The sequence below is a fragment of the Streptomyces sp. NPDC090127 genome, from assembly GCF_044746945.1.
Classification (GTDB): domain Bacteria; phylum Actinomycetota; class Actinomycetes; order Streptomycetales; family Streptomycetaceae; genus Streptomyces.
This window is the reverse complement of sequence record NZ_JBIVDE010000002.1, coordinates 978,673-996,918: the sequence shown is the minus strand read 5'-3', so window position 1 is coordinate 996,918 and position 18,246 is coordinate 978,673. Positions and strand designations below refer to the sequence as shown.

General features: G+C 71.7%; 16 protein-coding genes. 8 read left to right on the top strand and 8 right to left on the bottom strand.

All coding sequences use genetic code 11. The features are described from left to right. The first annotated feature begins 26 nt into the window (after window positions 1-26). The 3 genes from ACIPPS_RS10000 (at window position 27) to ACIPPS_RS09990 (ending at window position 2,017) form a co-directional block, all read left to right on the top strand. On the top strand, window positions 27-890 hold the full coding sequence (locus ACIPPS_RS10000; protein ID WP_401429067.1) for a helix-turn-helix domain-containing protein: 864 nt from the start codon (window positions 27-29) through the stop codon (window positions 888-890). Then, window positions 891-1,127, top strand: a complete 237-nt coding sequence (locus ACIPPS_RS09995; RefSeq protein ID WP_401429065.1) for a DUF397 domain-containing protein — start codon at window positions 891-893, stop codon at window positions 1,125-1,127. It begins immediately after the preceding gene. Window positions 1,128-1,204: 77 nt separating this feature from the next. Further along, window positions 1,205-2,017, top strand: a complete 813-nt coding sequence (locus ACIPPS_RS09990) for an SAM-dependent methyltransferase (protein WP_401429062.1) — start codon at window positions 1,205-1,207, stop codon at window positions 2,015-2,017. A gap of 125 nt (window positions 2,018-2,142) precedes the next feature. On the opposite strand, the gene ACIPPS_RS09985 is transcribed toward ACIPPS_RS09990, so the two are convergent. Together ACIPPS_RS09985 and ACIPPS_RS09980 are read right to left on the bottom strand one after the other, a co-directional pair. Beyond that, window positions 2,143-4,014 carry a M64 family metallopeptidase gene (locus ACIPPS_RS09985; protein ID WP_401429060.1) on the bottom strand — a complete coding sequence of 624 codons (1,872 nt, stop codon included), beginning with the start codon at window positions 4,012-4,014 and terminating at the stop codon, window positions 2,143-2,145. Between the two features lie 102 nt (window positions 4,015-4,116). Beyond that, on the bottom strand, window positions 4,117-5,460 hold the full coding sequence (locus ACIPPS_RS09980; RefSeq protein ID WP_401429057.1) for a 6-phospho-beta-glucosidase: 1,344 nt from the start codon (window positions 5,458-5,460) through the stop codon (window positions 4,117-4,119). A gap of 17 nt (window positions 5,461-5,477) precedes the next feature. Here ACIPPS_RS09980 and ACIPPS_RS09975 point away from each other — a divergent pair, with 17 nt between their 5' ends. Then, window positions 5,478-5,864, top strand: a complete 387-nt coding sequence (locus tag ACIPPS_RS09975) for a VOC family protein (protein ID WP_401429055.1) — start codon at window positions 5,478-5,480, stop codon at window positions 5,862-5,864. Between the two features lie 60 nt (window positions 5,865-5,924). On the opposite strand, the gene ACIPPS_RS09970 is transcribed toward ACIPPS_RS09975, so the two are convergent. Continuing rightward, window positions 5,925-7,724, bottom strand: a complete 1,800-nt coding sequence (locus tag ACIPPS_RS09970) for an FAD-dependent oxidoreductase (RefSeq protein ID WP_401429053.1) — start codon at window positions 7,722-7,724, stop codon at window positions 5,925-5,927. A gap of 160 nt (window positions 7,725-7,884) precedes the next feature. Here ACIPPS_RS09970 and ACIPPS_RS09965 point away from each other — a divergent pair, with 160 nt between their 5' ends. Further along, window positions 7,885-8,478, top strand: a complete 594-nt coding sequence (locus tag ACIPPS_RS09965; protein WP_401429050.1) for a YchJ family protein — start codon at window positions 7,885-7,887, stop codon at window positions 8,476-8,478. 227 nt (window positions 8,479-8,705) lie between these two features. On the opposite strand, the gene ACIPPS_RS09960 is transcribed toward ACIPPS_RS09965, so the two are convergent. The 3 genes from ACIPPS_RS09960 to ACIPPS_RS09950 all read right to left on the bottom strand — a co-directional run bounded on the left by ACIPPS_RS09960 (window position 8,706) and on the right by ACIPPS_RS09950 (window position 12,708). Then, on the bottom strand, window positions 8,706-10,790 hold the full coding sequence (locus ACIPPS_RS09960; protein WP_401429048.1) for an MDR family MFS transporter: 2,085 nt from the start codon (window positions 10,788-10,790) through the stop codon (window positions 8,706-8,708). A gap of 156 nt (window positions 10,791-10,946) precedes the next feature. Further along, entirely contained in the window at window positions 10,947-11,144 is a 198-nt protein-coding gene (locus tag ACIPPS_RS09955; RefSeq protein ID WP_401429568.1) for a hypothetical protein, read from the bottom strand. 505 nt (window positions 11,145-11,649) lie between these two features. Further along, window positions 11,650-12,708, bottom strand: a complete 1,059-nt coding sequence (locus ACIPPS_RS09950; RefSeq protein ID WP_401429047.1) for an ATP-dependent DNA ligase — start codon at window positions 12,706-12,708, stop codon at window positions 11,650-11,652. 52 nt (window positions 12,709-12,760) lie between these two features. On the opposite strand from ACIPPS_RS09950, the gene ligD reads away from it, so the two are divergent. The 3 genes from ligD (at window position 12,761) to ACIPPS_RS09935 (ending at window position 15,123) form a co-directional block, all read left to right on the top strand. Continuing rightward, window positions 12,761-13,780, top strand: coding sequence for a non-homologous end-joining DNA ligase (gene ligD, locus ACIPPS_RS09945; protein WP_401429045.1), 1,020 nt, complete (start codon window positions 12,761-12,763; stop codon window positions 13,778-13,780). Window positions 13,781-13,985: 205 nt separating this feature from the next. Beyond that, entirely contained in the window at window positions 13,986-14,744 is a 759-nt protein-coding gene (locus tag ACIPPS_RS09940; RefSeq protein ID WP_401429042.1) for a class I SAM-dependent methyltransferase, read from the top strand. Window positions 14,745-14,838: 94 nt separating this feature from the next. Next, complete coding sequence (locus ACIPPS_RS09935; RefSeq protein ID WP_401429040.1) at window positions 14,839-15,123, top strand: WhiB family transcriptional regulator; 285 nt, start codon at window positions 14,839-14,841, stop codon at window positions 15,121-15,123. A gap of 59 nt (window positions 15,124-15,182) precedes the next feature. On the opposite strand, the gene ACIPPS_RS09930 is transcribed toward ACIPPS_RS09935, so the two are convergent. Continuing rightward, window positions 15,183-16,157, bottom strand: coding sequence for an acyl-ACP desaturase (locus ACIPPS_RS09930; RefSeq protein ID WP_401429038.1), 975 nt, complete (start codon window positions 16,155-16,157; stop codon window positions 15,183-15,185). 236 nt (window positions 16,158-16,393) lie between these two features. Then, complete coding sequence (locus tag ACIPPS_RS09925) at window positions 16,394-18,028, bottom strand: ABC-F family ATP-binding cassette domain-containing protein (RefSeq protein ID WP_401429035.1); 1,635 nt, start codon at window positions 18,026-18,028, stop codon at window positions 16,394-16,396. Between the last annotated feature and the right edge of the window lie 218 nt (window positions 18,029-18,246).

Genomic DNA, 18,246 nt, shown 5'->3' with positions numbered 1-18,246 from the left:
AACAGCGCGTAGGGGGAGGTCTGAGAGTGAGCGAGCCGCGGTCCGCCCCCACGGTGGGACAGGTCGTTCTCGGTAGACGTCTGCAGGATCTGCGTGAGCGGGCCGGCCTGAAGCGCGAGGAGGCCGCCAAGGTCCTCCGCGTCGCGCCGGCCACCATCCGCCGCATGGAGACCGCGGAAGTCGCGCTGAAGATTCCGTACGTGCAGCTCCTGCTCCAGGCGTACGGCGTCAAGGACTCGGAGGCCGAGGCGTTCGTCGCCCTCGCCGAGGAGGCGAACCTTCCCGGCTGGTGGCAGCGGTTCCACGACGTGCTGCCCGGCTGGTTCTCCATGTACGTCAGCCTGGAGGGGGCCGCCGGCCTCATCCGGGCGTACGAGCCCCAGTTCGTTCCCGGTCTCCTGCAGACCGAGGGATACGCCCGCGCCATTCTGCGCAGTGGGGCGGTCGGCGGCAGCGATGCCGAGGAGATCGAACGTCATGTAGCCCTCCGGATGGAGCGCCAGTCCCTGCTGACCAGGGAGGACGCCCCGAAGTTCTGGGTGATCATGGACGAGACGGTCTTCCGCCGACCGGTCGGCGACGGGCCCGAAGTGATGCGCGACCAGCTCGACCGGCTGCTCGAAGCGTCCGAGCTGCCGCACGTCACCCTGCAGATCGCGGAGTTCGCGTCCGGCCACCACCCCGGCACCTACGGACCGTTCGTCCTCTTCCGCTTCGCCGTGCCCGAACTCCCGGACATGGTCTACAGCGAGTACCTGACGGGCGCCGTCTATCTCGACGCGCGCCCGGAGGTGGCCTCCCATCTCGAGGTCATGGACCGGATGGCGGCCCAGGCCGCGACTGCACAACGCACGAAGGAGATCCTCCGGGGTCTCCGCAAGGAGCTGTGAATGGATCGCATATACAACGGCATGCCCGCCGCGGATCTCGGTGTCGAAGGCTGGCACAAGCCGTGGAGCGGCGGGAACGGGGGCAACTGCGTGGAGGCCATGAAGCTGGCCGACGGCAGAGTCGCCGTGCGACAGTCCGCAGACCCTGAGGGACCCGCGCTCATCTACACCCATGGCGAGATCGCCGCGTTCATCCAGGGAGCGAAATCCGGTCAGGCCGACTTTCTGCTCACCTGACCCCTTCCGTCACACCCCTACCGTCGCGTAACTCTTGCTGCCGTGCCAGTAGTTCCACTCCCGGACCAGGAGCCCCGATGACCCAGGACCCCGTAGCCGCATCCGTACGGATCGACACCAGCAAGCCGCATCCCGCGCGGATGTACGACTGGTTCCTGGGCGGCAAGGACAACTACCCCGTCGACGAGGAGATGGCCCGGCAGCTCCTCACCCTCGACGCCCGCGGCCGTGACATGGCCCGGGTCAACAGGGCCTTCATGCACCGCGCCATCCGCTGGCTCAGCGCCCACGGCGTGCGCCAGTACCTGGACATCGGCACCGGCATCCCGACCGAGCCCAACCTGCACCAGATAGCCCAGCAGGCCGCCCCCGAGTCGCGGATCGTCTACTGCGACAACGACCCGATCGTGCTGGCGCACGCGGCCGCCCTGCTGCGGTCGACCCCCGAAGGGGCCACCGAGTACATCCAGGCGGACGCCCGGGACCCCGAAACCATCCTCGAAAGGGCTGGAAAAGTCCTTGACTTCAGCCAGCCCATCGCCCTGTCGATGCTCGCCCTGCTGCACTTCGTCGGGGACGAGGACGGCGCGGACGACCTGGTCCGCAAGCTCGTCGACCAGCTCGCCCCGGGCAGCTACCTCGTCCTCTCGCACGTCACCGGGGACTTCGACCCGGACGGCGCCGCGAAGGCCGTCGCGATGTACAAGGCCCGCGGCCTGACCCTGCGCCCGCGCTCGCGCGACGAGTTGGCCGCGTTCTTCGACGGCCTGGAGCTCGTCGAGCCCGGGGTGGCGCTCACGGCCGAGTGGCATCCGGAGCTCGGGGAGCCCGTCCCGGTCCAGGGCGACGACCCGATCCCGGGCTGGGCAGCCGTCGGCCGCAAGGTCTGATCCGTTCGTACGTACGCGCCGAGGCCCGCGGACCGTTCTCCGGTCCGCGGGCCTCGGCGCGTACGTCGTCGGGCCTCGGCTGCCGGCCGCGAGCCGCCGGCCGCCGGCCCTCCGCCGTCGGTCTGTCAGTCACCCGGCTCGACCAGCGTCACCAGGAACGACTTCGCCGGGCCCACGTTGCCCGCCGCGTCGAGCGTGCGGTACTCGATCGTGTGCGTGCCGTAGTCCGGCGTCGCGTCGTCCCACGGCACCGCCCGGCTGCGGCCCAGCTTGCCGTAGACGAGGTCGTCGACGACCGTGCCGCCCGGCGTGAAGCGGAACGGTGCATCCGCGTCGGTCGGCCAGCCGTAGTACGTGTACCAGCCGTCGCCGTCCACCCGGAACTGGCGGACCACGGGGCCCGGTCGGTCGTCCACCGCCGTGAGCTTCATCGTGAACGGGCCGTCGTAGACGTACTCGACGGGCCTGCCGGGCCGGTTCACGGTGCGCAGCGGCGCGGACAGGGCGTACGACGCCGTCGCCGGCCGGGCGTCCACCGTCCAGCTCAACTCGGCGTTCGTGCCCGGGATCCGGGCGATGAGGGTGTGGGTGCCAGGAGTGAGGCGCAGCGAACTCAGGTCTAGGTCACGGTCGTTGCCCGGGTTCGCCACCGGGAGGCCGTCGAGCCGCCACCGGACGGCGAGGGCGCGGCGCGTCGGGTGCGTGGTGTCGGCATGGACCACCGAGCGCGCCCCGACCGGCGAGGTCGTCGGTGTGTGGCCCGTGAACGCCGTCCCGACGGCGCCCTCCCGGGTCCTGACCGATCGGTCGACGGTCCATGTCACCGTACGGGTCAGCGCTGCCGAGCCGCGGACCGCCGGGTCCCGCACGGACGGGGTCGGGTCGCTCACGGTCGCCGTCAGGGTGTGGGCGCCGGGGGAGAGGTGCAGCGCCCGCAGGTCCACCGTACGGGCGTTGCCGGTCCTGAGCGTGCGGCCGTCCAGCCGCCAGACGACGTCGAGTTCACCGCCCAGCGGGTGCAGGGTGTCGACCCACACGGTCCGATCCGCGCCGACGGGCGCCGAGTTGGGCGTGTGGTCCTGGACCAGGTTCACCTTCGCCGAGATGGCGCGCACCATCACCTCCCGCTCGACCTGGTCGAAGGCGTAGCCGAGGGTCTTCATGATCGAGTGCCTGCTCGGCCGCCAGACGCCCGTGGTGCTGTACAGGCCGCCCTCGTGCCGGCCGATGACACCGCCCGCCTCGCTCGGTTCGCCCAGCCAGCGCCACCACTTGGCACGCCGCTCCCGCATCTGCGCCTCGGTCAGCAGGCTGTGGTGGGCCGAGGGCGGCTCCGGTCCCTCGTAGGCGCCGCCCGCGACACCGCGCGCGTAGTAGTCGTACTCGTCCTGGAGTCCGCCGAGCGAGTGGCCGATCTCGTGCGGGGTGATCAGCGAGGAGAGGGCGTTGCCGCCGGAAGCGGTCGCGTAGCTGCCTCCCGCGCCGCCGTAGGTGTCGCTGTGGGCGAGGGCCACGATCTGCCGGTTGGCGGGGCTGGTGCCCGGGACGAGGTCGGCGAGCGCGGCGGCCTTCCCGCTGTCCACGGTCAGCAACCGCTGCACGCTCTGCGGGTTGCAGCCGCCCCAGAACCCCATGTCCAGCGGGGTGTCGCGGCGGGGCGCGTCCAGCCCCGGATCGCAGTCCACGCCCGACTCGGGCGAAGGGACCTCCACCGCCCAGACGTTGATGTACGAGCGGTACGAGGCGAACGGCTCGATGCTCCACAGCACGCCCAGGTGCTCGTCGACGTCCGCCCGGAACGCGGCCGTCTCCGCCGCCGTGTAGCCGTCGCCCATGACCACCAGGTTGAAGCGCTTGTCGGCCGGACCGGTGAGCTGGACCGGGACGACGCGTGCGGCGGCGAGGGCCGGGTCGGCGGGGACAGGGGACTCGGCGACCGCCGGCCCACCGCCCACAAGACCGGCGGTCAGCAGACAGCCCGTGGTGAGACGGGCCATCGCCCTTCGAAAGCGTGCGCCAGGTGAACTCATGGGGCGCGAGCGTAGGCCGCGCCCCTCGTGACGTAAAGATGTTCGCCGGACAGCCGACCGGTCGTCGATTCAGGGGCGCAGGTACGCCAGTTCCGGATGCTCGGCGGTGTAGCCGTCGACCAGCCGCCGCGCCACCGACACGGAGTCGACCAGCGGGTGCAGGGCGAACGCCTTCACCGCCGTCGCACGCGCCCCGCTCTCCGCCGCCGCGAGCACCTCGCGTTCGACCGCCTTGACCGCCGTCACCAGACCCACCGCGTGGTAGGGCAGCGGCGAAACCGAGACCGGGTGGGCGCCGGCCGCGTCCACGAAGCAGGGCACCTCGATCACCGCGTCCGCGTCGAGCACCGAAAGCGTCGTGCCGTTACGGACGTTGAGGATGAGCGTGGCCCGTTCGTTGCGCGCAATCGCCCGCATCAGCGCCAGCGCCACCTTCTCGTACCCGCCCGACTCCAGATCCTCCTCGTCCCGCTCCCCGATCCCTGCGGCCTCCCGGTTGGCGGCCATGTAGGTCGCCTCCCGCTCGGCGAGCGTCCGGTGCCAGGCGGCCAGCGCGGAGGAGCCCGGCTTGCCCGTCTCGGCGTAGAAACCGGCCTGTTGGTCGCGCAGATAGGCGCCGCGCGTCCGCTCCGCCTGCTGGTAGGCGCGGACGGCCTCGCGGTTGAAGTAGTAGTAGTGCAGGTACTCGTTCGGGACCGCGCCGAGCGAGCGCAGCCACTCGGGCCCGAAGAGCCGGCCCTCCTCGAAGGAGCCCAGCGCCTCCTCGTCCGCGAGCAGCCTCGGCAGCTCGTCCCGCCCGCCCACCCGCAGGCCCCGCAGCCAGCCGAGGTGGTTGAGGCCCACGTAGTCGATCCACGCCTCGTCCGGGTTCGCGCCCAGGATCCGGGCGACCCGGCGGCCGAGCCCGACGGGGGAGTCGCAGATGCCGACGGCCCGGTCGCCGAGCACCCGGGACATCGCCTCCGTCACCAGGCCCGCCGGGTTGGTGAAGTTGATGACCCAGGCGTCCGGGGCGAGCGCGGCGATCCGCCGGGCGATGTGCACCGCGACCGGTACCGTCCGCAGCCCGTACGCGATCCCGCCCGCGCCGACCGTCTCCTGGCCCAGCACCCCCTCGGCGAGCGCGATCCGCTCATCGGCGGCGCGGCCCTCGAGACCGCCGACCCGGATCGCAGAGAAGACGAAGTCCGCGCCGCGCAGCGCCTCGTCCAGATCGGTCGTCGCCGTGACCTCCGGGGCGTCGGGCACCCCTGCCCCCTGCTCCGCGAGGACCCGGGCGATCGCCGAGAGCCGTCCCGCGTCGAGATCGTGCAGCGTCACCCGGGTGACCCGCCCCTCGGCGTGGTCGCCGAGCAGGGCGCCGTACACCAGGGGGACCCGGAATCCGCCGCCTCCGAGAATCGTCAGTTTCATGCTCGTACGCTACTGGGATGCACGTACTGAGCAGCCGGATCCTGCTCCGGCCCGCCGACCCCGAACGCTCCCGCGCCTTCTACGGCGAGACCCTCGGACTCACGGTGTACCGCGAGTTCGGCACCGGCCCCGACCGGGGCACCGTCTACTTCCTGGGCGGCGGCTTCCTGGAGGTCTCCGGCCGCGCCCCCACCACCGAATCCCCGCCCCACCTGCGCCTCTGGCTCCAGGTAGCCGACGTCCGCACGGCCCACGCCGAGCTCCTCGACCGCTCGGTGCCCATCCTGCGGGAGCCGGTGACGGAGCCCTGGGGACTGGTCGAGATGTGGATCGCGGACCCCGACGGCACGGAGATCGTCGTCGTCGAGGTCCCGGAGGACCATCCGCTCCGGTACCGCCCCTGAGGGGCCTGGGCTCCGAGGGGCCACGGACCTCAGGCTGCCGGCCAGGGAGCTTTCGACCGCTCACCCCACGTCGAGGGCGTTGCGCAGGCCGAGGCGGAAGCGGGTTCGGTCGTGGCGTTTGAGGGGCTCCAGTTCGGGGGCGCGGAACAGGGGCTCGACCGTGCAGCGGGTGGCGGGGGAGTCCGTGCGGTCGAGCAGGGCGTTGACGGCCTGGCGGGCGGAGGCGTTGGCGCCCTCCATGGTGGCCAGGTCGATGTCGACGGCCACGTAGTCGCCCGCCAGGTAGAGGTTCGGTATCCGCGTGGCCGCCTGCGGGCGGTTGTGGAACGTGCCGACCGGGTGGACGAGGAGTTGGTCGTCGTTGGTCGGGTTCGGCGTGCCGAGGCCGTCCACGCCCGGGTCCAGGAACCAGGAGTGCAGGGCGGAGTCCTTCAGCACCGTACGGCCCGTGTCGTTGAAGCCCGCCTTCAGTTGCGCCCACACCTCGCGCGCGACCTCCGTACGGGTGCACTGCTTGGCCGTCCTGCCGTAGAGGATGCCGGGCCGGTCCCACTCCGATACGTCCACCGACAGGCAGTCCACGACCGACCCGTCGCCGTAGTCGGCCGGGAAGTTCCGGGTCGGCCAGTGGTGCGCCTGCTGGATGCACGTCAGCGACCAGGGCGAGTCGATCAGGTTGGCGTGCCCGGCGAGCAGCGGTGCCCGTTCCGTCAGATAGAACTGGATGCCGGTCATCCAGTCCGTCTCCAGCCGGTCGCAGCGCGCCAGTTGGGGATCGGCCGCCCGCAGCGCGGCGCCCCAGGTCCGCCGGGCGTGCTCGACCGGCATCGCGGAGATGTAGTGGTCGGCCGTGACCGACCGCCGGACGCCGCCCGGGTCCTCGATCACGGCTGCCGAGATCCGCCCGGCCGACCCGTCGTACGCCAGCTCCCGTACCGTCCAGCCGACCTTGAACTCCACGCCCAGGGAGGTCAGATGGCTGACCCAGGGGTCGATCCACGCCTCGTTGGTCGGCAGGTCGAGGATGCGGTCGAGCGGCCCGTCGGCCCCGCGGCCCAGGGCGTTGAAGGCGAAGGCCTCCAGGAGCGTGCCGACCGTGCGGGTGCTGGCCTCCTCGGCCTTGGTCGCCACGATGTTGCGCGTGAGTCCGACGGCGAGGATGCGCTGGTAGTCGTAGCTCATCCGGTCGGCCCGCAGGAACTCCCACCAGGGGGTCGCCTCCCAGGTCCGGTTCCGGCGCTCGTCGCAGCTGGTGAGGAAGACCAGGAAACGGTTGACGACGTACGCGGCCTCGTGGAGCGGGATCGAGCGGGCGGTCTCCAGGAGCGCGGTCAGCGCGCGGCGGATCTCGTCGAGGGTCAGCTCGGCGGGCCGGTGGCCGGGCCAGGGGAGCGGGATGCGCAGGTCCTCGCGGCCGGTGCGGGCGAAGGACATCTCGGCCGGGGCGACGAGGTTGTCCCAGACGCCGTTGGCGTTCCCGGGGAAGGGAATGCGCCGCATCGTGTCGGGGAGGTTGTGGTAGATCCCCGGGATGAAGCGGAAGCCGTGCTCGGCGGGGAGCGCCCGCCGACCGCCCCGGGCGCTGTCCGGCACGTCCATCGAACGGGCCTTGCCGCCGAGCGCCCTGCGCTCGTAGACCGTGACGCGGAAGCCGCGTTCGGCCAGTTCGTGGGCGGCGGTCAGGCCGGCGACCCCGCCGCCGAGGACGGCCACGGCGGGCGCCGCCGCCTCCCGTCCGGCGCGGCCGGCCCCGGAGGCCGCGTGGGCCGCTACGGCTCCGGCGCCGGCGGTGGCGGCGGCCGCGGTCACGGCGGCGGCCGTGCCCACGAAGGTGCGTCGCGAGGTGCCCGTACGGTTCATGCCCCAGCCCCTTTGCCTTACCGGCGGTAACGGTCACGTCCGGCGCAGGAGCATAAGGGCCTCCACCGGCCCCCGGAAGCATCGCGCGGCCGTCCGTCGCCCACATGGCGCGATCCCGCCCCCGCACAGCACCCCCGTCCCGCACGACACAATGGGGGCCATGTCCCGCCGTAACGCCCGTAAGAACCCGGTCCGCCCCGCGCGCACCACCCGCCCCGCCGTCACCGCGGGCTCGCCCTGCCCCTGCGGTCTGCCCGCGCCGTACGGCGAGTGCTGCGGACGCTTCCACGCGGGGCCGGCCATGGCCGCGTCCGACTCCTCCGCGTCCGACTCCTCCGGGTCAAGCGCCTCCGTGCCCGGCTCCTCCGGGTCAAGCGCCTCCGCGCCCGTCGCCGGAGCGGCCGCTGCCAGTCCGCCCGCCGTCGCCGTGCCCGCCGTCAACGCGCCCACCGCCGAGCTGCTCATGCGCTCCCGCTACAGCGCCTTCGTCGTCCGCGACGCCGGCTATCTGCTGCGCACCTGGGCCCCGGAGACCCGCCCCGGCGAGGTCGACTTCGACCCGGCCCTGCGCTGGGCGGGCCTGGAGATCCGCGAGACCACCGACGGCACGGCCTTCCACCAGTCCGGCACCGTCACCTTCGTCGCCCGCTACACCCAGGGCGGCGAGGCCGGCGCGCTCCACGAGCGCAGCCGCTTCCGTCGCCACGAGGGCGCCTGGGTGTACGTCGACGGCGACTTCATCGACGAGCCCTGAGTTGACGGGCCGCGTGCCGACGGGCCGCGTGCCGACGGGCCGCGTGCCGACGGGCCGCGTGCCGACGGGCCCTGAGTCGCGGAGCCCTGAGCCGACGGGCCCTGACCCGCAGGGACGCGTCCGTCGCCCCCGTCACGACGTGACGCCGCCGAACGGCGCTGCCGGCCGGCCCCACCCGCTCACGACGTGACGCCGCCGGCCGGCCCTGCCCGCCGGCCGCACCCCGCTCACGACGTGACGCCCACCGGCTCCCGCTGCCCACGCGGCAACCCCTGCGCCAGGTCCTCCGCGATCAGCTTCTTCGTGATCGCGTCCGTCGCCGCCCTGAGCTCCGGGCCGCTGGGCCGGCCGGTCTCCCGCTCGACCCGGTCGCTGAGCCAGTCCCCCCAGGCGTGGGTGATGACCTCGGCCTCGCGCTTGCCCGCCCGGGTGTGCGAGAGGAGGTTGCCGTCCCGGGTCAGGAACCCTTCCTCCACCATGCGCTCGAAGACCGGCAGCAGGACCTCCGGCGGGACCCGCCGCCCGGCGGAGATCAGGCCGAGACTGGCGTGACCGACCGTCCGCGTGAAGAGCTCCACCTGCATCACCGCCCACGCACCCGCCGTGTCGAGCCGGGTGTCGGAGTCGGCGACGATCCGGCGCGCGGTGTCCAGGTCCGTCTTCCGCAGGATCCTGCCGACGGAGAGTTCGAGGAGCTTGGCCGAGTCGCCCGACGACGTGGGCGACGCGAAGCCCTCGCCCATGTCCGGCGCCGAGGCGCGAGCGGTGTCCCGGAGCTTCACCTGCTTGAGGAAGAGCGCCACGACGAAGCCGATCGCCGCGACCGGCACCGTCCAGAGGAAGACCGTGTGCAGCGTGTCCGCGTACGCCTGGACGATGGGCGCCGCCACGTCGTCCGGCAGCGCGTGCACCCCGGCCGGGCTCTGTGAGGCCTCGGCGACGGCGGACGGCTCCAGGGCAGGTCCGGCGACGGCCGACGCCTCGCCGACACCCTGCGCCAGGTTCGGCCTGAGGGAGTTGGCGTAGATCGTGCCGAAGACGGCCGTACCGAAGGAGCTGCCCAGCGTACGGAAGAACGTGACGCCCGAGGTGGCGGTGCCGAGATCCGCGTAGTCGACCGTGTTCTGTACGGCGATGGTGAGCACCTGCATGCACAGACCGATGCCGGCCCCGAGCACGAACATGTACAGCGACTCCAGCCAGGCGCTGGTGTCCGTGTCCATCAGTGAGAGCAGGAAGAGGCCGACGCCCATCACCAGACAGCCCACGATCGGGAAGATCCGGTACGTGCCGGTCTTGCTGACCACGTTGCCGCTGTAGATCGAGGCGATCAGCAGACCGACGACCATCGGCAGGGTCCGGATGCCGGAGACGGTGGCCGAGTCGCCGTCGACGTACTGGAGGTAGGACGGCAGGAAGGTCATCGAACCGAGCATCGCGAAGCCGACGACGAAGCTCAGGACCGAGCAGACGGTGAAGACGGGGTTGGCGAACAGCCGCATGGGCAGCATAGGTTCGGCCGCCCGGGTCTCGACCCAGCAGAACAGCGCGAGCGCGATCAGACCGCCGGCGAAGAGTCCGATGATGACGCCGGATCCCCACGCGTACTCGTTCCCGCCCCAACTGGTCGCCAGGATCAGGGCGCTGGAACCGGCGGCGACCAGGGCGATGCCCGCGTAGTCGATGACCGGCTTGCTCGCGGAGCGTACGGACGGGATGGTGCGGGCCGCCGCGATGACGACCAGGATCGCGATCGGGACGTTGACGTAGAACGCCCAGCGCCAGCTCAGATGGTCGGTGAAGAGCCCGCCGAGCAGCGGGCCGATGACCGTGGAGACACCGAAGACGGCGCCGATCGCGCCCTGGTACTTGCCCCGGTCGCGCAGCGGGATCACATCGGCGATGAGTGCCATGGCGGTGACCATCAGACCGCCGGCGCCGATGCCCTGGAGGCCGCGCCAGACGATCAGCAGGGTCATGTTGGTGGCGAGGCCGCAGAGGAACGAGCCGGTGATGAAGATGATCGCGGAGATCTGGAAGATCACCTTGCGGCCGAAGAGGTCGCCGAACTTGCCGACCAGGACGGTGGCGACCGTCTCGGCCAGCAGGTAGGAGGTGACCACCCAGGACATGTGGGCGGCGCCGCCGAGATCCGAGACGATCGTCGGAAGCGCGGTGCCCACGATCGTCTGGTCCAGCGCGGCGAGCAGCACGCCGAGCATGATCGTGCCGAAGACGATGTTGCGGCGACGGCTGTCGAGCACGGGCGGCGAGGCGGCCGGGGGCGCGGGTGCGGCTTCGCTGGTGGTCACCCTCGCAGCCTCACACCGGGTGGCGGCACCCGCATGCGGGGAACACCCGAACCGGTGCGGTGCCGGGCCGGCGCCCCGAACGGCCCAACGCCCGGAACGGACCTACGTCCGGAACGGACCTACGTCCCGAACGGTCCAACGCCCGGCAGGCCGTTGCTAGCGCGGAAGGACCGGCAGCAGCGGGTGGTGCTTGGCCAGGATCTTGTTCGCCCGGGCCAGCACGGAGAGCGCGTGCTCCCGGTCCGCCCGGTCCTCCGCGCAGAGCGGACCCCGGAACCGCAGCACCTCGCGCGCCGCGCTGTCGGCGTCGACCTCCGCCTGGAGCACGTGCAGCGGCAGGCAGGACCCGATCATGGCGGCCACGCGGTCGGGGATCGGGACGGGTACGAGGGGCGAGGGCGAGGTGATCACGGGTCAGTCCTTGTGGGTACGGGTAGCGGATACGGGTACGGGGTCTCCCTCTCCCATACGTACAGGATGGGCTTCAGGGTTCGGAGACGGGGATGTCTCCGTGGGGCGACGGCGCCGCGCCCGTTCGGCGGGGCGTACGGACGGTCCGGCCCCGGTGCCGGGCCGCGCCGCGTCACGGCGCGGGCCGTTCCCGCAGGTGCGCGCCGCGTGGGCCGATCTTGCTCGCCGCGGGGCGCCCTCGTTCGCCCTCGTGTGCGTCGAACGAGAGCCCGGGTGCTCGTATGTGAATGTGAAGCATCTCACTCCCGAGGGCGCCGTCTCCATGACGGAATCCTGGCGGAAGGTGATCAGGTGCGGACGGTTGAAATCTGGTTCCGGCCGGGTGAGTTGACTGATCGGTAAGTCCGGCGGGGCCGAGATCGCCGGCCGCCGGCCCCGGCGCCCTTCGCTACGCCAGCACCTCGGAGAGGTCGTACGAGACCGGCTCCTCCAGCTGGGTGTACCCGCAGGACTCCGGCGCCCGGTCCGGCCGCCAGCGCTTGAACTGGGCCGTGTGCCGGAACCGGTCACCCTCCATGTGGTCGTACCCCACCTCGCAGACCCGCTCCGGCCGAAGCGCCACCCAGGACAGGTCCTTCTTCCCCGACCAGCGGCTCGGCGCACCCGGCAGCCGGGCGCCCAGGTGCGCGGCCTCCTCGGCCCAGGCCGCCCAGGGGTGCCCGTCGGGCGGGTCCATCCGCAGCGGCTCCAGTTCGGCGATCAGCTCCTCGCGGCGCCTGGCGGTGAAGGCCGCGCAGACACCGACGTGTTGGAGGGTGCCGCCGTCGTCGTACAGGCCGAGCAGGAGCGAGCCGACGACGGGGCCGCTCTTGTGGAAGCGGTAACCGGCCACCACCACATCGGCGGTCCGCTCGTGCTTGATCTTGTACATGAGGCGGGCGTCCGGCCGGTACGGCAGGTCAAGCGGCTTGGCGATCACCCCGTCGAGACCCGCGCCCTCGTACTGCTCGAACCAGCGCGCCGCGATCTCCGGATCCGTCGTCGCGGGCGCCAGGTGGACCGGGGCGTCGACCCCGCGCAGGGCCTCCTCCAGGGCCGCCCGCCGGTCGGTCAGGGGCGTGTCGAGCAGCGAGTCGTCGTCGAGGGCGAGCAGGTCGAAGGCGATGAACCGGGCCGGGGTCTTCCCGGCCAGCATCCGCACCCGCGAGTCGGCGGGGTGGATGCGCTCGCTCAGCCGATCGAAGTCGAGCCGCCCGTCGTGCTCGATCACGATCTCCCCGTCGACCACGCACCGTCGCGGCAGCCGGGGGAGCAGCGCCTCGACCAGCTCGGGGAAGTAGCGGGTCAGCGGTTTGCCGGTACGGCTGCCGATGACCAGCTCGGGCCCGTCGCGGTGCACGATGGCGCGGAAGCCGTCCCACTTGGCCTCGTACTGCATGCCCGGCGGAATCTTCTTCACGGCCTTGGCGAGCATCGGCTTCACGGGTGGCATCACCGGCAGATCCATGGACCGATTGTCCGGTATGCGGGGAATGTCGGCGAGCCCTACGCTGACACGCATGGTGAGCAAGACGGCAGCGGTCGAACTGGAAGTCGGAGAGCGGACCGTACGCGTCTCCCATCCGGACAAGGTGTACTTCCCCGAACCCGGCTACACCAAGCTCGACATGGTCAGCTACTACCTCGCCGTCGGCGACGGCATCACCCGCGCGCTGCGCGACCGGCCCACCACCCTGGAGCGCTACCCCGACGGGGTGACCGGCGAGTCGTTCTTCCAGAAGCGCGCGCCCAAGTACCTCCCGGACTGGATCCCGACCGCGCACATCACCTTCCCCAGCGGGCGTTCCGCCGACGAGATGTGCCCGACCGAGCCCGCCGCCGTCCTGTGGGCCGCCAACCTCGGCGCGGTCACCTTCCACCCCTGGCCGGTACGGCGCGAGGACACCGACCACCCGGACGAGCTCCGCATCGACCTCGACCCGCAGCCCGGGACCGACTACGCCGACGCCGTACGCGCCGCCCACGAGCTGCGTGCCGTCCTGGACGAGCACGGTCTGCGCGGCTGGCCCAAGACCTCGGGCGGACGCGGCCTGCACGTCTTCGTGCCGATCGAGCCCCGGTGGACCTTCACCCAGGTCCGCCGCGCGGCCATCGCCTGCGGCCGGGAGCTGGAGCGCCGGATGCCGGACCGCGTGACGATCAAGTGGTGGAAGGAGGAGCGCGGCGAGCGGATCTTCGTGGACTACAACCAGACCGCCCGCGACCGCACGATCGCCTCCGCCTACTCCGTGCGCCCTCGCCCGCACGCCCCGGTCTCCGCCCCGCTGGCGTGGGACGAGGTCGACGACGCCACGCCCCGGGACTTCGACATCAAGACCATGCCGCGACGGTACGCGGAGGTGGGCGACGTCCACGCCGACATGGACGACCACCGGTTCAGCCTGGAGAGCCTGCTGGAGCTGGCCCGCCGCGACGAGGCGGAGCACGGGCTCGCCGACCTGCCGTATCCGCCGGAGTACCCGAAGATGCCGGGCGAACCGAAGCGGGTGCAGCCGAGCAGGGCGAAGAAGAGCGAGTGACGCCGGCGGGAAAGGCCCCTCGACGGCCCCTGGCGGGGGCGTCCGCACGCGCGCGTGGGGGGTCGGGGGTGGGCCGACGGGCCCCCTCGCGCTGTGCCCGCCGACGGTCGGCCAGAGCTTCGCGCGCCGCCCGTGAAATAGCCTCTGACCTGGGCTTTCGTGAAGTTCTCCACTAGCGTTCGGTCCATCGGGAAAGGGGTGCCGGATGGACCGGGACATACGTGACGTCGAGGACGTGCTGAAGCTGCTCGACGGGCTCTTCGCGCCGGAGGCCGACCGCTGGACCGCCGACGCGGCCGGCTGGTGGGACGGCTTCTACGGCGACCGCTCCAAGGAGGTGCCGTTCTTCGTCGCGAAGCCGGACGAGTCCCTCGTCTCCTCCGTCGAGCGTGGCCTGATCGCCCCCGGTCGCGCCCTCGACCTGGGCTGCGGACCCGGGCGCAACGCCCTGTATCTGGCGTCCCTCGGCTTCGAGGTGGACGCCGTGGACCTCTCCGACGAGGCGATCGGCTGGGCCCGACAGCGGGCCGCGGAGGCCGGCGCGGAGGTGCGGTTCCATCACGGGGACGCCTTCGCGCTCGCCGGGGACGTGCTCACCGGGCCGTACGACCTGATCGTCGACTCGGGGTGCTTCCACCATCTGCCGCCGCACCGCCGGGTCAGCTATCGCGCGTTGCTCGACCGGCTCCTCGCACCCGGCGGACACCTCGCGCTGACGTGTTTCGCGTCCGGCGAGATGGGCTCGGAGCTGCCCGACGCCGCGTTCTACCGCGACGCGCGCCTGCACGGCGGGCTCGCCTACACCGCGGAGTCGCTGCGGTGGATCTTCGCGGAGCTGACGGAGGTCGAACTGCGCCGGATGCGGGACGAGCCGGCCGACTCCACCTCCTTCGGCGAGCCCTTCCTGTGGGCGGGGCTCTTCCGCCGGGCCGCCCGGGCGGAGGAAGCGGTCGCCGAACGGTGAGAACGGCTCGGCGCGCCGCGTTGCGCGCGTCCGCGCCGACCGCATTGATCGAACGTTGAGGGACCGTTTAGGGCGGACCGGCAGCGTAGCGGCCATGCAGAACAACACCACCGTGATGACCGCCCCGGCCGCCGCTCCCGACATGTCCTGGCAGGAGAACGCCCTGTGCGCCGAGGCCGGGCCGGAGTTCTTCTTCCCGGCCCCCGGCTCCTCGACCCGCGAGGCGAAGCAGCTGTGCGGGGCGTGCGAGGGGCGGGAGGCCTGCCTGCAGTACGCGCTGGAGAACGATGAGCGCTTCGGGGTGTGGGGCGGTCTCTCGGAGAAGGAGCGGGGGCGGCTGAGGCGCCCCGAGAGCGCTCGCCGCAGGGTCGGCCCATGAGGAACGGGTGCACGCGCCGCCGAGGCGCGTACACCCGTTCCTGAACGGTGACCGGTGGGTCAGCCCGCCGCGCGCGCCGCCATCCGCGCCTTGCGCGCCGCCAGCTTCGCGTCGAACTTCGACGCCTCGCTGTCCAGGCCGTCCATGTAGAGCCCCAGCTCCTCCTGGGCCTTCAGGCCCTCCGGGCCGAGACCGTCGATCTGGAGCACCTTGAGGAAGCGCAGCACCGGCTGCAGCACGTCGTCGTGGTGGATGCGCATGTTGTAGATCTCGCCGATCGCCATCTGCGCGGCGGCCCGCTCGAAGCCCGGCATGCCGTGTCCCGGCATCCGGAAGTGCACGACGACGTCCCGCACGGCCTGCATCGTCAGGTCCGGAGCGATCTCGAAGGCCGCGCCCAGCAGGTTGCGGTAGAAGACCATGTGCAGGTTCTCGTCGGTGGCGATGCGCGCCAGCATCCGGTCGCAGACCGGGTCGCCCGACTGGTGGCCGGTGTTCCGGTGCGAGATGCGGGTGGCCAGCTCCTGGAAGGCGACGTACGCGACCGAGTGCAGCATCGAGTGCCGGTTGTCGGACTCGAAGCCCTCGCTCATGTGCGCCATCCGGAACTGCTCCAGCTTGTCCGGGTCCACCGCGCGCGAGGCCAGCAGATAGTCACGCATCACGATGCCGTGACGGCCCTCCTCGGCGGTCCAGCGGTGCACCCAGGTGCCCCAGGCGCCGTCGCGGCCGAAGAGCGTGGCGATCTCGTGGTGGTAGCTGGGCAGGTTGTCCTCGGTGAGGAGGTTGACCACGAGCGCGATCTTGCCGACCTCGGTGACCTTCGACTGGGAGGGATCCCAGGCCTCGCCGTCCTCGAAGAAGCCCGGGAAGTTCCGGCCGTCGGACCACGGGACGTACTCGTGCGGCATCCAGTCCTTGGTGACCTGCAGGTGCCGGTTCAGTTCCTTCTCCACCACCTCTTCCAGCGCGTACAGCAGTCGCGCATCGGTCCACCCTGTCGAGCTGCCGAGGTGGGGAGAGGTGAGCGTCACGGGGAACTCCTGGGGACGGAGAAGGGCATACGGAACTACCTACGGATTCGTAGGTTACGAGACCGTAGGTTAAGGCTCCGTAAGGCCTCGGCCAAGCCCGCCGGAGCGATGTCCGATTACGTTCCGTTATGTGCGCAGCTCGTGCGGCACGGGGAACGCCAGGTCACGGCTCCGGCGTCGCGGGGTGGCGCGATCATGGCTACGCAGAGCAGAGGGTCGGCCACCCCGGCCTGGCGTCACCGAATCTCCGACCCCACCGCCTCCGCGCTCGTGGGCCGCAGCTCACCGTCGAGCAGCAGCCAGCGGGTGATCCCCAGCGACTCCAGGAACGACACGTCGTGGCTTGCCACGATCAACGCCCCCTCGTACGCCTCCAGGGCCGCCGTCAGCTTCCGTACCGACGCCATGTCCAGGTTGTTCGTCGGCTCGTCCAGCATCAGCAGCTGGGGCGCCGGCTCGGCGAGCAGCAGCGCGGCCAGGGTCGCCCGGAACCGCTCTCCTCCCGACAGCGTCCCGGCCGGCTGATCCGCCCGCGCGCCCCGGAAGAGGAACCGTGCGAGGCGGGCCCTGATCGCGTTGCCCGTCGCCTCGGGCGCGAACCGGGCGACGTTCTCCACCACGCTCAACCCGTCGTCGAGGACGTCGAGTCGCTGCGGCAGGAAGCGCAACGGAACATGCGTCAGGACCTCGCCCGACACCGGCTCGAGATCGCCGGCGATCGTCCGCAACAGCGTCGTCTTGCCGGCTCCGTTCCGGCCCACGAGCGCGATCCGCTCGGGCCCGCGCAGTTCGAGGGCACCGTCGACCCGGGCGCCGTACCGCAGTTCCAGATCGCGCAGCAGCAGCACCTCGCGGCCGGGGTGGACCGTGGTGCGCGGCAGTTCGATCCTGATCTCGTCGTCGTCGCGTACCGCCTCCTCCGCCACGTCGAGACGTTCGCGGGCCTCGGCGAGCCGCTCGGTGTGCAGGGCGCGGTGCTTGCCCGCCGACACCTGCGCCGCCGCCTTGCGGTTGTTGGCGACGATCTTCGGTACGACCTTGTTGTCGAAGCTCTTCTGCCCGAACCGCTTGCGCCGGGCCAACTTCATCTGGGCTTCGGACAGTTCGCGCTTCTGCCGGTGCACGTCGGCCTCGGCGACCCGCACCATCCGTTCGGCCGCGTCCTGTTCGGCGGCGAGCGCCTCCTCGTACGCGGAGCAGGCACCGCCGTACCAGGAGACCTCGCCGCCACGCAGATCGGCGATCTGGTCGACGCGCTCCAGGAGTTGCCGGTCGTGACTGACCACGACCAGGACTCCGGACCAGGCCTCGACGGCCTCGTAGAGCCGGGTGCGGGCGTACAGGTCGAGGTTGTTCGTCGGCTCGTCGAGCAGCAGGATGTCCGGCCGGGCGAGCAGCAGCGCCGCCAGCCGCAGCAGGACCGACTCGCCGCCGGACACCTCGCCGATCGTCCGGTCGAGACCGATGTGCCCGAGGCCGAGCTGGTCGAGCGTGGCACGGGCCCGCTCCTCCACGTCCCAGTCGTCGCCGACCACGGCGAAGTGCTCCTCGGCCGGGTCGCCCGCCTCGATGGCGTGCAGTGCGGCCCGGGTCTCGGCGATCCCGAGAGCCTGGTCGACCCGGAGCGCGGTGTCCAGGACGAGGTTCTGCGGGAGGTAGCCGACCTCGCCGACCGTACGGACCGTGCCGTCGGCGGGGGTCAGCTCACCGGCGATGAGCTTGAGGAGCGTCGACTTCCCCGAGCCGTTCAGGCCGATGAGCCCGGTCCGGCCGGGACCGACCGCGAGCCGGAAGTCGCTCAGGACCTCGGTGCCGTCCGGCCAGGAGAACGAGAGGGACGAGCAGGTGATGAAGGTGGGATGGGTCGCCATGGGGGCCTCCCTGTTGCGAGAGCGTGGGCTGGGGCAACGGGTGAGACACCGGGGCGCGGGCAGGCGGGAATGCTCGTACGCCGAGGGCTAAGACGGCTCACGCGGCGCTGCGTGGAAGCAGCGGGAAACACGCGCGGCACGGTGTCTCGCATCCTCAGACGAGCAACGGCCTTCTCCGATCGGGCGACAACAGGGCCAGGTCAGGACGGTACGCCCGG

Bases quoted from the DNA above. Each gene is read 5' to 3' on its own strand.
- ACIPPS_RS09995 (WP_401429065.1), top strand. From the start codon at position 891: ATGGATCGCATATACAACGGCATGCCCGCCGCGGATCTCGGTGTCGAA.
- ACIPPS_RS09975 (WP_401429055.1), top strand. From the start codon at position 5,478: ATGCACGTACTGAGCAGCCGGATCCTGCTCCGGCCCGCCGACCCCGAA.
- ACIPPS_RS09970 (WP_401429053.1), bottom strand. From the start codon at position 7,724: ATGAACCGTACGGGCACCTCGCGACGCACCTTCGTGGGCACGGCCGCC.
- ACIPPS_RS09925 (WP_401429035.1), bottom strand. From the start codon at position 18,028: ATGGCGACCCATCCCACCTTCATCACCTGCTCGTCCCTCTCGTTCTCC.
- ligD (WP_401429045.1), top strand. From the start codon at position 12,761: ATGGTGAGCAAGACGGCAGCGGTCGAACTGGAAGTCGGAGAGCGGACC.
- ACIPPS_RS09980 (WP_401429057.1), bottom strand. From the start codon at position 5,460: ATGAAACTGACGATTCTCGGAGGCGGCGGATTCCGGGTCCCCCTGGTG.
- ACIPPS_RS09950 (WP_401429047.1), bottom strand. From the start codon at position 12,708: ATGGATCTGCCGGTGATGCCACCCGTGAAGCCGATGCTCGCCAAGGCC.
- ACIPPS_RS09940 (WP_401429042.1), top strand. From the start codon at position 13,986: ATGGACCGGGACATACGTGACGTCGAGGACGTGCTGAAGCTGCTCGAC.
- ACIPPS_RS09965 (WP_401429050.1), top strand. From the start codon at position 7,885: ATGTCCCGCCGTAACGCCCGTAAGAACCCGGTCCGCCCCGCGCGCACC.
- ACIPPS_RS09935 (WP_401429040.1), top strand. From the start codon at position 14,839: ATGCAGAACAACACCACCGTGATGACCGCCCCGGCCGCCGCTCCCGAC.
- ACIPPS_RS09985 (WP_401429060.1), bottom strand. From the start codon at position 4,014: ATGGCCCGTCTCACCACGGGCTGTCTGCTGACCGCCGGTCTTGTGGGC.
- ACIPPS_RS09990 (WP_401429062.1), top strand. From the start codon at position 1,205: ATGACCCAGGACCCCGTAGCCGCATCCGTACGGATCGACACCAGCAAG.
- ACIPPS_RS09955 (WP_401429568.1), bottom strand. From the start codon at position 11,144: ATGATCGGGTCCTGCCTGCCGCTGCACGTGCTCCAGGCGGAGGTCGAC.